Raw genomic sequence first — 14,169 nt, 5'->3', positions numbered from 1 at the left:
AAGAGGCCCCCCGTTGGAGCACCACCCCACCCCCCGGCAGATCCCGGTCGTCGTTCTCGCCGGATTCCTGGGGTCCGGGAAGACCACGCTCCTCAACCACCTGCTGCACCGCAGCGGAGGCAGCCGGATCGGGGCGATCGTCAACGACTTCGGGGCCATCGAGATCGACGCGATGGCCGTGGCCGGGGCCCTCGGCGACTCGACCGTCTCGCTCGGCAACGGGTGCCTGTGCTGTGCCGTCGACGCCAGTGAACTGGACGTCTACCTGGAGCGGCTCGCCAACCCCGGCACCGGTGTCGACGTCATCGTCATCGAGGCCAGCGGTCTCGCCCAACCCGAGGAACTCGTCCGGATGCTGCTCGCCAGCGAGCACCCCGGCATCGTCTACGGCGGCCTCGTCGAGGTCGTCGACGCCGCCGAGTTCGACGACACCCGCGCCAAGCACCCCGAGATCGACCGGCACCTCGCCCTCGCCGACCTGGTCGTCGTCAACAAGCTCGACCGGGCCGCGGAGGGCGGCGAGCGCGTCCTCGGACTGGTGCGGTCGCTCAGCGACCGCGGGGCCGCCGTCGTCCCCGCGACCTACGGCCGCGTCGACCCCGAGTTCCTGTTCGACTGCCGGCCCACCGCCGAGCGCATCGGACAGCTGTCCTTCGACGACCTGCACGACCACCACCACGACGGCGACGGAGCGCACGGGGGACATCTGCACGCCGCCTACGACAGCCTCTCCTTCGCCGCCGCGCAGCCCCTCGACCCCCGTCGGCTGATGGCCTTCCTCGACAGCCGTCCCGAGGGGCTCTACCGGATCAAGGGGTACGTCGACTTCGGGCCGTACGACACGGGCAACCGGTACGCCGTGCACGCCGTGGGGCGGTTCCTGCGGTTCTACCCGGAGGCCTGGGGGCGCGGCGAGGACCGGCTCACGCAGCTCGTGCTGATCGGCTCCGGCATCGACGCGGCCGCGCTCCGCAAGGACCTGGAGGCGTGCACGAACGACGCCCCACACGCCGACGAGCACGGCATGTGGGGCGTCCTGCGGTACGTCCAGGGCCTTGCGGAAGGCCCTGACGACGAGCCTGCGGGGGCGTACGGGGCCTAGACCGGGCCCGCCACCACCGACACCGTCTTCGCCAGCGACACGCCGGAGCCGTCGCGGCGTGGGTCGATCTCCGGGAGGTCGACCGGGGTGCCGTTCTTCTGGGCCGCCTTCGCCGGGACCGGGCCCGCCCAGGCGAAGGACAGGCAGTCCTCGCCCTTCAGGAACCGCTGGCAGCGCACGCCGCCGGTGGCCCGGCCCTTGCGGGGGTACTGGTCGAACGGGGTCAGCTTCGCCGTCGTCTGCACCGAGTCGTCGAGGGTGCCGCGCGAGCCGGCCACCGTGAAGACCACCGCGTCGGCCGCCGGGTCGACCGCGGTGAAGGAGATGACCTTCGCGCCCTCGGTGAGCTTGACGCCCGCCATACCGCCCGCCGGGCGGCCCTGTGGACGCACCTGGGAGGCCTGGTAGCGCAGCAGCTGCGCGTCGTCCGTGATGAAGACCAGGTCCTCCTCGCCGGTGCGCAGCTCCATCGCGCCCACGATCCGGTCGCCCTCCTTGAGGGTGATGACCTCCAACTCGTCCTTGTTGGACGGGTAGTCGGGGACCACGCGCTTGACCACGCCCTGCTCGGTGCCGAGGGCGAGACCCGGCGAGGACTCGTCCAGGGTGGTCAGGCAGACCGCCGTCTCGCCGTCCTCCAGGGAGAGGAACTCGGAGAGGGGCGCACCGCCGGCGAGGTTCGGGGCGGTCGCCGTGTCCGGGAGCTGGGGGAGGTCGACGACGTTGATGCGCAGCAGGCGGCCCGTCGAGGTGACCGCGCCGACCTCACCGCGCGCGGTCGCGGGGACCGCCGAGACGATGACGTCGTGCTTGGCGCGCTTGCCGTCGGCGTCCTCCGCGAACGGCCCGCCGTTCATCGTGCGGGCCAGCAGGCCCGTCGAGGAGAGCAGCACCCGGCACGGGTCGTCGGCCACCTGGAGGTCCACCACGGCCGCCGCGGCGCCCGAGGCCTCCAGCAGGACGGTGCGCCGCTCGGTTCCGAACTTCTTGGCCACCGCGGCCAGTTCCGCCGAGACCAGCTTGCGCAGCTCCGCGTCCGAGTCCAGGATCCGGGTCAGCTCGGCGATCTCCGCGGTGAGCTTCTCCTTCTCCGCCTCCAGCTCGATGCGGTCGTACTTGGTGAGGCGGCGCAGGGGAGTGTCGAGGATGTACTGCGTCTGGATCTCCGACAGCGAGAAGCGCTCCATCAGGCGTTCCTTGGCCTGCGCGCTGTTCTCGCTGGAGCGGATCAGCCGGATGACCTCGTCGATGTCGACGAGGGCGGTGAGCAGACCCTCCACCAGGTGCAGCCGGTCGCGGCGCTTGCCGCGGCGGAACTCGCTGCGCCGGCGGACCACGTCGAAGCGGTGGTCGAGGTAGACCTCCAGGAGCTCCTTGAGGCCCAGGGTGAGCGGCTGGCCGTCCACCAGGGCCACGTTGTTGATGCCGAAGGACTCCTCCATCGGCGTCAGCTTGTAGAGCTGCTCCAGGACCGCCTCCGGCACGAAGCCGTTCTTGATCTCGATGACCAGGCGCAGCCCGTGCTCGCGGTCCGTGAGGTCCTTGACGTCGGCGATGCCCTGCAGCTTCTTGGAGTTGACCAGGTCCTTGATCTTGGCGATGACCTTCTCGGGGCCGACCGTGAAGGGCAGTTCGGTGATGACCAGGCCCTTGCGGCGGGCCGTCACCGTCTCCACCGCCACCGTGGCCCGGATCTTGAAGGTGCCGCGGCCCGTCTCGTACGCGTCCCGGACGCCCTCCAGGCCGACGATCCGGCCGCCGGTGGGCAGGTCGGGGCCGGGGACGTGCTTCATCAGCGTGTCCAGGTCCGCGTTCGGGTAGCGGATCAGGTGGCGGGCGGCCGAGATGACCTCGCCGAGGTTGTGCGGCGGCATGTTCGTCGCCATGCCGACGGCGATGCCCGACGAGCCGTTGACCAGGAGGTTCGGGAACGCGGCGGGCAGCGCCACCGGTTCCTGCTCCTGGCCGTCGTAGTTGGGCGAGAAGTCGACCGTGTCCTCGTCGATCGACTCGGTCATCAGGCTCGTCGCCTCGGCCATCCGGCACTCGGTGTACCGCATGGCGGCCGGCGGGTCGTCGTTGCCCAGCGAGCCGAAGTTGCCGTGGCCGTCGACCAGCGGGACGCGCATCGAGAACGGCTGGGCCATGCGCACCAGCGCGTCGTAGATCGACGAGTCGCCGTGCGGGTGCAGCTTGCCCATGACCTCGCCGACCACGCGCGCGCACTTCACGTAGGCGCGGTCGGGGCGCACGCCCATCTCGTTCATCTGGTAGACGATCCGGCGGTGCACCGGCTTGAGTCCGTCGCGGGCGTCCGGCAGGGCGCGCGAGTAGATGACCGAGTACGCGTACTCGAGGTAGGAGCCGCGCATCTCGTCCACGACGTCGATGTCGAGGATTCTCTCCTCGAACGAGTCGTCGGGCGGCGGGGTCTTCGTGCTGCGGCGGGCCATCGCTGCCGGCTCCTTGCTCATGCGTGAACGGGATCTGACGCGGACCATTGTGGACCGCGGCACTGACAACCCGGGCCAGGACCCGGTCTCCGCGGCCCGCCCCGGTGCCCGGAAGCCGCCCGGAGCGCGGCCCGGAGACATTCGAGGCGGGTCGGACGCAGGCTACGCGATCCGCTGTGGGCGTACGTCGTGCGGGAACTTCGCCCGGCCCCCGCACGCTTGCATACAGTGGCAGGACCGGCAGAAAAACCGCGGTTCGGGACCGCTTCCGCGAGCGAAGGGACGTACATGCCCATGGGTCACACGACCACGGCCGAGACAGGCTCCGGAGGCCTGGCAGCGACCGAGCACCGCTTGGCCAACGGTCTGCGCGTGGTGCTCTCCGAGGACCACCTGACCCCGGTCGCGGCGGTCTGCCTCTGGTACGACGTCGGTTCCCGGCACGAAGTCAAGGGCCGTACCGGCCTGGCTCACCTTTTCGAGCACCTGATGTTCCAGGGCTCCGCCCAGGTGAAGGGCAACGGCCACTTCGAGCTCGTCCAGGGCGCAGGCGGCTCGCTCAACGGCACCACCAGCTTCGAGCGCACCAACTACTTCGAGACCATGCCCGCCCACCAGCTGGAGCTCGCCCTCTGGCTGGAGGCCGACCGCATGGGCTCGCTGCTCGCCGCCCTGGACGACGAGTCGATGGAGAACCAGCGGGACGTCGTCAAGAACGAGCGCCGCCAGCGCTACGACAACGTCCCCTACGGCACGGCCTTCGAGAAGCTGACCGCGCTCGCCTACCCGGAGGGCCACCCCTACCACCACACGCCGATCGGCTCGATGGCGGACCTGGACGCGGCCACCCTGGAGGACGCGCGCGCGTTCTTCCGCACCTACTACGCGCCCAACAACGCCGTCCTGTCGGTCGTCGGCGACATCGACCCGGAGCAGACCCTCGCCTGGGTCGAGAAGTACTTCGGTTCCATCCCGGCGCACGACGGCAAGCCGACCCCGCGTGACGGCTCGCTGCCCGACATCATGGGCGGGCAGCTGCGCGAGGTCGTCGTGGAGGAGGTCCCCGCGCGGGCGCTGATGGCCGCCTACCGGCTCCCGGAGGACGGCACGCGCGTGTCCGACGCGGCCGACCTGGCCCTCACCGTCCTCGGCGGCGGCGAGTCCTCCCGGCTCTACAACCGCCTGGTACGGCGCGACCGTACGGCCGTCGCGGCCGGCTTCGGCCTGCTGCGGCTCGCCGGGGCGCCCTCGCTCGGCTGGCTGGACGTGAAGACCTCCGGTGACGTCGAGGTGCCGGTCATCGAGGCCGCCATCGACGAGGAGCTCGCCCGGTTCGCCGAGGAGGGCCCGACGCCCGAGGAAATGGAGCGCGCCCAGGCCCAGTTGGAGCGCGAGTGGCTGGACCGGCTCGGCACCGTCGCGGGCCGCGCGGACGAACTGTGCCGCTTCGCCGTCCTGTTCGGCGACCCGCAGCTCGCCCTGACCGCCGTCCAGCGCGTCCTGACGGTCACCCCGGAGGAGGTCCAGGAGGTCGCCAAGGCCCGGCTGCGTCCCGACAACCGCGCGGTGCTCGTCTACGAACCGCTGTCCGCGGAGTCCGCGGAGCACACCCAGGAGGCGGGGCGCGGCGAGGACCCGGAGAAGGAAGCCACCGTAGAGGCCGGCAACGAGAACGAGGAGACGGCCAAGTGACCGAGCTCGCCACCATGGACTTCCACCCCCAGCCGCAGCCGGGCGAGGCCAGGCCCTGGGCCTTCCCGGCCCCCGAGCGCGGCACCCTGGACAACGGCCTGACCGTGCTGCGCTGCCACCGCCCCGGCCAGCAGGTCGTCGCCGTGGAGGTGCTCCTGGACGCGCCCCTGGACGCCGAGCCGGCCGGCCTGGACGGCGTCGCCACGATCATGGCGCGCGCGTTCTCCGAGGGCACCGACAAGCACTCCGCCGAGGAGTACGCCGCCGAGCTGGAGCGGGCCGGCGCCACCCTCGACGCGCACGCCGACCACCCCGGCGTCCGCATCAGCCTGGAGGTCCCGGCCTCCCGGCTCGCCAAGGGCCTCGGGCTGCTCTCCGACGCCCTGCGGGCCCCCGCGTTCGCCGAGAGCGAGGTCGAGCGGCTGGTCCGCAACCGCCTCGACGAGATCCCGCACGAGCTGGCCAACCCCGGCCGCCGCGCCGCCAAGGAGCTCTACAAGCAGCTGTTCCCGTCCACCGCGCGGATGTCCCGCCCACGCCCGGGCACCGAGGACACCGTCGAGAAGATCGACGCGGCCGCCGTACGTGCCTTCTTCGACCGGCACATCCGCCCCGGCACGGCCACCGCGGTCGTCGTCGGCGACCTGACCGGCATCGACCTGGACGAGCTGCTCGGCGAGACCCTGGGCGCCTGGCGCGGTTCCACCGCGCAGCCCCGCCCGGTCCCGCAGGTGACCGCCGACGACACCGGCCGGGTCGTCATCGTGGACCGCCCCGGCGCCGTCCAGACCCAGCTGCTCATCGGCCGCGTCGGCGGCGACCGGCACGACCGCGTGTGGCCGGCCCAGGTGCTCGGCACCTACTGCCTGGGCGGCACCCTCACCTCCCGCCTGGACCGCGTCCTGCGCGAGGAGAAGGGCTACACCTACGGCGTCCGTTCCTTCGGGCAGGTCCTGCGGTCCGCCCCCGACGGCACCGGCGCCTCGATGCTCGCCATCAGCGGCTCCGTGGACACCCCGAACACCGGACCGGCCCTGACGGACCTGTGGACGGTGCTGCGCACGCTCGCCGCCGAGGGCCTCACGGACGCCGAGCGCGACGTGGCCGTGCAGAACCTCGTCGGGGTGGCGCCGCTCAAGTTCGAGACGGCGGCGGCCGTCGCGAGCACCCTGGCCGACCAGGTCGAGCAGTACCTGCCCGACGACTTCCAGGCCACGCTGTACCGGCAACTGGCCGCCACCGGCACCGTGGAGGCCACCGCGGCGGTCGTGAACGCCTTCCCGGTGGACCGCCTGGTGACCGTCCTCGTCGGGGACGCGGCACAGATCAAGGAGCCCGTCGAGGCGCTCGGGATCGGCGAAGTCACGGTCGTCGCCGCGGAGTAGCGGCACGCGCGTGTGCAGAGCCCTGGCGGCCACCCGGTCACCAGGGCTCTGGAATGTCCGAATTGGGGCAGAGGTTGCCTGTCTGCCCTGTGGGATGCGCGACAAAAACAGTGTTCCGTTTGAGCATGGAAGGCGGGCCCTCGTAGGTTCTTCCGGGCTGTCCGTCAGGCATCGCGCCGCGTCCGCGGCACCGGACAGTCATCGCCGAGTCCCCGTACGGCGCGAGCCAGGGGAGCCGGGGACCCACGCAGTCCCTGGGGTGAATCGGGCGCCCGCGCGTGTCGTGAGGGGGCCCGTAGGAGACCTTCCTGCTCCGAACCCGTCAGCTAACCCGGTAGGCGAGAGGGAAGGAAAGGACCAGCCTCTACATGGCGTTCATGTGCGCCTCCGGGAAGCACCGTCGTCCCGGCCGGGTGAAGCGCACCACCGCGCAGGCCGCCGGCATCGCGGCCCTCACCACCACCGGTGTCGTCGGCACCGTCTCCGCCGCCCCGGCGCTCGCCGCCGAGAACTCCGTGGAGCAGACCGGCCTCACCCCGGTCATCACGATCAGCGACTCCGTCGCCGAGCAGATCGACGCCCAGGCCGCCGCCCAGCAGGCGGTCGCCGAGCGCAAGGCGGCCGAGGAGGTCGCCCGCAAGAAGGCCGCGGAGCAGGCCAAGAAGGAGCGCGCGGCCAAGGTGCGTGCCGCCCGCGAGGCCGAGCGCAAGCGCCTCAACACCTTCGTCGCACCGATCAGCGACTCCTACGTCTCCACCGGCTACAAGACCGGCGGCTCCCTGTGGTCCTCCGGCGCCCACACCGGCATCGACTTCCACGCCGCGAGCGGCACGGCCGTGCACGCGGTCGGCACCGGCACGGTCGTCTCCACCGGCTGGGGCGGGGCGTACGGCAACGAGATCGTCATCAAGATGGCCGACGGCATGTACACCCAGTACGGGCACCTCTCGTCCATCGGCGTCTCGGTGGGGCAGAAGGTCACCCCGGGCCAGCAGATCGGCCTCTCCGGCGCGACCGGCAACACGACCGGTCCCCACCTCCACTTCGAGGCCCGTACGACCCCCGAGTACGGCTCCGACGTCGACCCGGTCGCCTACCTCCGCAAGCACGGCGTGAACGTCTGACGCGAGCCGATCTCACTCCGGGCGAAGCTCGAACGACATCCGGTGAGATCTTGCGAAGCCCCGGCCTCAGTGCCGGGGCTTTCGTCGTTTTCGTGCCCCCACTGTCCAAAATATATCCCTGGATTCCGGCCCCCCGTCGGAAATTCCGGCTCATTGCAATAGAGTCACGGAACGGGCGTCACTCGGCGGCGTTTCACGGGGATTAAGGCGGAGGTCGGTCATGCGTATTCCGGCGCACTCGGTATGCACGGCGATCCGGGACGACATCGTCGCGGGTGTCTACGAGCGCGGCAGCCGGCTCACCGAGGAACTCCTGGCCCGCCGCTACGGGGTCTCGCGCGTCCCCGTCCGTGAGGCCCTGCGCACCCTGGAGGCGGAGGGCTTCGTGGTGACGCGCCGGCACGCGGGCGCCTGCGTCGCCGAACCGACCGAGCAGGAGGCCGCCGACCTGCTGGAGATGCGCATGCTCCTGGAGCCGCTCGGCGCCTCCCGGGCCGCCCAGCGCCGCACCGAGGCCCACCTCAAGGTGCTGCGCGGACTGGTCAGGCTGGGGCAGGAGCGGGCCAGGCGGGGCAACAGCGAGGACCTGCGCTCCCTGGGGGGCTGGTTCCACGAGACCCTTGCGCAGGCCTCCGGCAGCCACGCCCTGACCTCGACACTCACCCAGCTGCGCCACAAGATCGCCTGGATGTACACCGTGGAGACGCCTGCCAACCCCGTGGAGTCCTGGACGGAGCACGGCGCCATCGTGGACGCGGTGGCGCGCGGCGACGGCGACCGCGCCCGGGCGGTCACGGCCCTGCACACCGAGCGCTCGACGGTCTCCCATCGGCTGCGCTTTCCCGGTGCCGCCGAACGGGCGAACGGTGTGAGGACTTCGCAACACCCCGTAAACATGTCGGGCCTGCGGCATTAACACGCGCGCCGTATACAAAGAGGTGTTATTCGGCGGGGCGTATTTTCGCTGCCCGAATTCACGCGCGCCGGGAATTCGCGGTCGCGCTCCTAACGTGTGGGAATTGCGGCACATGACGGACGGCCCGGTACGGGCGGCGGGGAAACGACGAGGCCGCGCCGACCCCCGTGGGAGTGGCGCGGCCCCGGACGTGCGGGCGCAGGTCGCTCAGACGGTCTCGGGGAGTTCCTCGAGACCCTCGGCGACCAGCTTGGCCAGGCGGTCGAGAGCGGCGTCCGCGCCCTCGGCGTCGGAGGCGAGGACGATCTCCTCGCCGCCCTGGGCGCCCAGCCCCAGGACAGCCAGCATGGAGGCCGCGTTGACGGGGTTGCCCCCGGCCTTGGCGATCGTCATCGGGACGCCTGCGGCCGTGGCGGCTCGGACGAAGATGGAAGCGGGGCGGGCGTGGAGGCCCTCGGCCCAGCCGACGTTGACGCGGCGCTCAGCCATGTGATGCTGCCCTTCGGTGTTCAGGGTTGTCTAGACCAGTTTCCCACATCGTGAAGCATGCCCGGAGGGGACGTGAGCCCCTCCGGGTGTGTCGTCGGACCGCGGCCTCGGTCCGGCGTCCGTCCTCCACAGACTGCCTCGCGCCGTTGTCGGACGCGAGCCGTACTCTGGGGCCCATGCAGACCCCGGCGGACCCGCAGGACCGGCACGAGTACCCGTCCCACTGGGAGGCTGACGTGGTGCTGCGCGACGGGGGTACCGCGCGCATCCGGCCCATCACCGTTGATGACGCCGAGCGCCTGGTCAGCTTCTACGAGCAGGTCTCGGACGAGTCGAAGTACTACCGCTTCTTCGCGCCCTACCCCAGGCTCTCCGCCAAGGACGTCCACCGCTTCACGCACCACGACTTTGTGGACAGGGTGGGACTCGCGGCCACCATCGGCGGCGAGTTCATCGCAACCGTACGCTATGACCGCATTGGCCCCGACGGGACGTCCGCCTCCGCGCCCGCCGACGAGGCCGAGGTCGCCTTCCTCGTTCAGGACGCCCACCAGGGCCGGGGTGTCGCCTCCGCCCTCCTTGAGCACATCGCGGCCGTCGCGCGCGAGCGCGGGATCCGCCGCTTCGCCGCCGAGGTGCTGCCCGCCAACACCAAGATGATCAAGGTGTTCATGGACGCCGGCTACACCCAGAAGCGCAGCTTCGAGGACGGTGTCGTCCGCCTGGAGTTCGACCTGGAGCCCACGGACCGCTCCCTCGCCGTGCAGCGCGCCCGCGAGCAGCGCGCGGAGGCCCGTTCGGTACGGCGCCTCCTCGCGCCCGGTTCCGTGGCCGTGATCGGCGTCGGCCGTGCGCCCGGCGGGGTCGGCCGCAGCGTCCTCGGCAACCTCCGGGAGGCCGGCTTCACCGGCCGCCTGCACGCCGTGAACCAGGCCTTCCCGGACGACCTCAAGGAGATCGACGGGGTGCCCGCGCACCGCTCCGTGGGGGACATCGACGGCCCTGTCGACCTGGCGGTGGTCGCCGTACCCGCCGGGCACGTGCCCGAGGTCGTCACCGAGTGCGGCGAGCACGGCGTCCAGGGACTCGTCGTCCTCGCCGCCGGATACGCGGAGAGCGGCCCCGACGGCCGCGAGCGCCAGCGCGCGCTCGTCCGGCGGGCGCGCACGTACGGCATGCGCATCATCGGCCCCAACGCCTTCGGGATCATCAACACCGCGGACGGCGTCCGGCTGAACGCCTCCCTCGCACCCGAGATGCCCCGCCCCGGCCGCATCGGCCTGTTCGCCCAGTCCGGCGCCATCGGGATCGCCCTGCTCTCCCGGCTGCACCGGCGCGGCGGCGGCGTCACCGGCACCACGGGCGTCTCCACCTTCGTCTCGTCCGGCAACCGCGCGGACGTCTCTGGCAACGACGTCCTCCAGTACTGGTACGACGACCCCGAGACCGACGTCGTCCTCATGTACCTGGAGTCCATCGGCAACCCGCGCAAGTTCACCCGCCTCGCGCGGCGGACGGGGGCGGCGAAGCCGCTGGTCGTGGTGCAGGGCGCGGGGCAGGCGCCGCCGGGCCACGCGGTACGGGCCACGCGGCTGCCGCACGCCACGGTGTCCGCGCTGCTCAGGCAGGCCGGGGTGATCCGCGTCGACACGATCACCGAACTGGTCGACGCGGGGCTGTTGCTCGCGCGGCAGCCGCTGCCGGCGGGGCCGCGGGTGGCGATACTCGGCAACTCGGAGTCGCTCGGGCTGCTGACGTACGACCGGTGCCTGGCCGAGGGGCTGCGGCCGGCCCGGCCGCTGGACCTGACGACGCGGGCGAGTGCCGCGGACTTCCACCGGGCGCTGTCGCAGGCGCTGGCCGACCAGTCGTGCGACGCGGTGGTCGTCACGGCGATTCCGACGATCGGGGAGGGGGCCGTGGGGGACGCGGAGCTTGCGGAGGCGCTCAGGTCGGCAGCCGAAGAGGTTCCCGGGAAGCCGGTGCTTGTGGTGCACGTGGAGCTCGGCGGGCTTGCGGAGGCGCTTTCGGCTGCGGGCCGTACCGCACCCGCCGTGAGTGCGATGGCACCCGGCGCTGCAGGCGGTGTCCACCCTCCCCCGCTCTCGGCTTCGCTCGAGCGGCGGGACCCCCATCGCCCTGCGGAACGACTGCCCACCGAGGTAAAAGCGGTCGCCCCGCCTCCGAAGTCCCCCGCCCACCCCTACTCCCGCCTCATCCCCGCCTACCCCGCCGCCGAGCGGGCCGTGCGGGCGCTCGCCGAGGCCGTGAAGTACGCGCAGTGGCAGCGGGAGGCCGCCGAGCCCGGGAAGGTGCCCGAGTACGACGACATCGACGAGAGGGGCGCCGCCGAGCTGATCGGCGCGCTGCTCGAACGCGGCGAGGGGCTCACCATCGGCGTCGAGGAGACCTGCCGGCTCCTCGGCAGGTACGGCATCCACGTGCACCGCGCACTGCCCGCCCCCACCCCCGGTGCCGCCGTCGACGCCGCCCGTGCTGTCGGCTACCCCGTCGCCCTCAAGGCCACCGCCCCCCACCTGCGCCACCGCGCCGACCTGGGCGGCGTCCGGCTCGACCTGGCGGACGAGGAGCAACTGCGCCGCGCGTACGCCGAGTTGAGCGAGCTGTTCGGGCCGCCCGAGGAGCTGCGGCCGGTGGTGCAGCGGATGGCGCCCCGGGGTGTCGACACCGTCGTACGCGCCGTGATCGACCCGGCCGCCGGGGCCGTGGTGTCCTTCGGCCTCGCCGGGGCCGCCTCGCAGCTGCTCGGGGACATGGCGCACCGGCTGGTTCCGGTCACCGACCGGGACGCCACCTCACTGGTGCGTTCGATCCGGACCGCGCCCCTGCTGTTCGGCTGGCGCGGCTCGGCCCCCGTCGACACGCCCGCCCTGGAGGAGCTGCTGCTCAGGGTCTCCCGGCTGGTCGACGACCATCCCGAGGTCGTCGCGGTCACCCTGGAACCGGTCGTGGTCGCCCGGCAGGGCGTGAGTGTCCTGGGGGCCACCGTGCGCCTCGCGCCACCGCCGGTCCGCGACGATCTGGGCCCCCGCACCCTGCCCGCCTACTGACCGCTCACCGACCGAGACGAACGCCCGCACTCCTCGGCGGCGTTCGACGCGGCCGCGGGCGACCGCGGTGGCATCGGACGCCGCCGCGCACGACTGGCCCGGGTCCCCCTGCCCACGGATTAAGATGGACGCCATGGCCAAGACCAGTACGACGACCCAGGGGCTGCGTGTCGCGATCGAGCGCAGCGGCTACTACCCGGCCCTCGTGGCCGAGGCGGTGGAGGCCGCCATCGGCGGCGAGCCGATCCGGTCGTACCTGGTCCACCAGGAGACGACGTTCGACCAGAACGAGGTGCGGCGGCACGTGACCGTGCTCGTCCTCACCGGCAACCGCTTCATCGTCAGCCACACCGACGAGCAGGCCGCCGACAGCACCTCCCCGACGCCGTACGCGACCACCTCCACCGAGTCGGTCAAGCTCGGCCGGATCTCGTCGGTCGTGGTGAGCCGGGTCGTGGCCAACCCGGAGCAGTACACGCCGGGCACCCTGCCCCGCGAGATCGTGCTGACCATCGGCTGGGGCGCCGTCTCCCGCATCGACCTGGAGCCCGCCGCCTGCGGCGACCCCAACTGCGAGGCCGACCACGGCTACACAGGCAGTTCCACAGCGGACGACCTCAGCCTGCGGGTCAGCGAGGCCGGGGACGGCCCGGAGACGGTGCGCCAGGCGCTCGCCTTCGCGCAGGCCATCTCCGAGGCGACCGCGGACGTCACCCACTGATGGCGTACGCCGCCTGGGACCATCCGGAACCCCTCGCCCTCGGCTCCGCGCCGCTGCCCGAGTACGGCAGCGGTTCCCTCGCCGACCTGCTGCCCACCCTGGCGGCGGGCATGGCCGTACCCGGAATGACCGCGTCGATCACGGAGCTGAGCCCCGCCGACCGCAACTGCGTCTTCCTGATCGACGGTCTGGGATGGGAGCAGATCAAGGCCCACCCGGACGAGGCGCCCTTCCTCACCTCGCTGCTCGGCAGCTCGCGCGGCGGCACCGGACGGCCCCTCACCGCCGGGTACCCGGCGACCACCGCGACCTCCCTCGCCTCCGTCGGCACCGGCCTGCCCCCGGGCGCCCACGGCCTGCCCGGCTACACGGTCCGCAACCCGCAGACCCGGGAGCTGATGAACCAGCTGCGCTGGCAGCCCTGGACCGATCCGACCGCCTGGCAGCCGTACCCCACCGTCTTCCAGCTCGCCCAGGACGCCGGCGTGCACGCCGCCCAGGTCTCCTCCCCGCACTTCGAGCACACCCCCCTCACCAAGGTCGCGCTCAGCGGCGGAACGTTTCACGGGCGGCTGACCGGCGAGGAGCGCATGGACCTCGCGGCGGAGCAGCTCGCCGCAGCCGACCGTGCCCTGGTGTACACGTACTACGCCGAACTGGACGGCGCCGGGCACCGCTACGGCGTGGACTCCGACACCTGGCGCGGCCAGCTCATGCACGTCGACCGGCTCGTGCAGCGGCTCGCCGAGCAGCTTCCGGCGCGCAGCGCGCTGTACGTCACCGCCGACCACGGCATGGTCGACATCCCGTTCGACGAACAGCACCGCATCGACTTCGACGAGGACTGGGAGCTGAAGGCAGGCGTCGCCCTGCTCGGCGGCGAGGGCCGGGCCCGGCACGTCTACGCGGTGCCCGGCGCCGCGAACGACGTCCTGACCTGCTGGCGCGAGGTGCTCGGCGAACAGTTCTGGGTGGCCTCGCGGGACGAGGCGATCGCGGCCGGCTGGTTCGGCCCGCCGGACCGGTTCGACGAGCGGGTCTACGACCGGATCGGCGACGTGGTCGCGGCCGCGCACGACGACGTCCTGATCATCGCCTCGGAGCGGGAGCCCAAGGAGTCGGCGATGGTCGGCAACCACGGCTCGATGACCCCCGCCGAGCAGCTCGTGCCGCTGCTCGAAGTACGCTCCTGACTCCCTGCCCCTGCCCCCACCAC

10 protein-coding genes and 1 riboswitch are annotated in these 14,169 nt (G+C 72.2%); of the genes, 8 read left to right on the top strand and 2 right to left on the bottom strand.

From position 1 onward, the window contains the following. The first annotated feature begins 13 nt into the window (after positions 1-13). The gene (locus tag ABT137_RS28515) at positions 14-1,102 is read left to right on the top strand and encodes a CobW family GTP-binding protein (RefSeq protein WP_351713820.1); all 1,089 of its coding nucleotides are present in this window, start codon (positions 14-16) and stop codon (positions 1,100-1,102) included. Here ABT137_RS28515 and ABT137_RS28510 read toward each other — a convergent pair. Further along, the gene (locus tag ABT137_RS28510; protein WP_351713907.1) at positions 1,099-3,555 is read right to left on the bottom strand and encodes a DNA gyrase/topoisomerase IV subunit A; all 2,457 of its coding nucleotides are present in this window, start codon (positions 3,553-3,555) and stop codon (positions 1,099-1,101) included. The genes ABT137_RS28515 and ABT137_RS28510 overlap by 4 nt on opposite strands. A 288-nt stretch (positions 3,556-3,843) precedes the next feature. Here ABT137_RS28510 and ABT137_RS28505 point away from each other — a divergent pair, with 288 nt between their 5' ends. The 4 genes from ABT137_RS28505 to ABT137_RS28490 all read left to right on the top strand — a co-directional run bounded on the left by ABT137_RS28505 (position 3,844) and on the right by ABT137_RS28490 (position 8,672). Next, complete coding sequence (locus ABT137_RS28505; RefSeq protein ID WP_351713818.1) at positions 3,844-5,247, top strand: M16 family metallopeptidase; 1,404 nt, start codon at positions 3,844-3,846, stop codon at positions 5,245-5,247. Beyond that, entirely contained in the window at positions 5,244-6,632 is a 1,389-nt protein-coding gene (locus ABT137_RS28500; RefSeq protein WP_351713816.1) for a M16 family metallopeptidase, read from the top strand. Before ABT137_RS28505 ends, ABT137_RS28500 begins: the two co-directional genes overlap by 4 nt. 192 nt (positions 6,633-6,824) lie before the next feature. Then, positions 6,825-6,988, top strand: a riboswitch (cyclic di-AMP (ydaO/yuaA leader). Positions 6,989-7,000: 12 nt separating this feature from the next. Then, entirely contained in the window at positions 7,001-7,756 is a 756-nt protein-coding gene (locus ABT137_RS28495) for a M23 family metallopeptidase (protein WP_351713814.1), read from the top strand. A gap of 220 nt (positions 7,757-7,976) precedes the next feature. After that, positions 7,977-8,672, top strand: a complete 696-nt coding sequence (locus ABT137_RS28490; protein ID WP_351713812.1) for a GntR family transcriptional regulator — start codon at positions 7,977-7,979, stop codon at positions 8,670-8,672. Positions 8,673-8,879: 207 nt separating this feature from the next. On the opposite strand, the gene ABT137_RS28485 is transcribed toward ABT137_RS28490, so the two are convergent. Then, positions 8,880-9,161 carry an HPr family phosphocarrier protein gene (locus ABT137_RS28485; RefSeq protein ID WP_351713809.1) on the bottom strand — a complete coding sequence of 94 codons (282 nt, stop codon included), beginning with the start codon at positions 9,159-9,161 and terminating at the stop codon, positions 8,880-8,882. A 176-nt stretch (positions 9,162-9,337) separates the two neighbouring features. Here ABT137_RS28485 and ABT137_RS28480 point away from each other — a divergent pair, with 176 nt between their 5' ends. From ABT137_RS28480 to ABT137_RS28470, 3 genes are all read left to right on the top strand, one after another. After that, complete coding sequence (locus ABT137_RS28480) at positions 9,338-12,232, top strand: bifunctional acetate--CoA ligase family protein/GNAT family N-acetyltransferase (RefSeq protein WP_351713807.1); 2,895 nt, start codon at positions 9,338-9,340, stop codon at positions 12,230-12,232. 133 nt (positions 12,233-12,365) lie between these two features. Beyond that, entirely contained in the window at positions 12,366-12,953 is a 588-nt protein-coding gene (locus ABT137_RS28475; RefSeq protein WP_351713805.1) for a DUF5998 family protein, read from the top strand. After that, positions 12,953-14,146: an alkaline phosphatase family protein gene (locus ABT137_RS28470; RefSeq protein WP_351713803.1), complete on the top strand. Its 1,194-nt coding sequence runs from the start codon at positions 12,953-12,955 to the stop codon at positions 14,144-14,146. Before ABT137_RS28475 ends, ABT137_RS28470 begins: the two co-directional genes overlap by 1 nt. The last annotated feature ends 23 nt before the right edge of the window (positions 14,147-14,169 follow it).

The organism is Streptomyces sp. NPDC001980 (assembly GCF_040296885.1).
Lineage (GTDB): Bacteria > Actinomycetota > Actinomycetes > Streptomycetales > Streptomycetaceae > Streptomyces.
The sequence above is the reverse complement of the archived record's forward strand: the minus strand, read 5'-3'. Positions and strand labels throughout refer to the sequence as shown.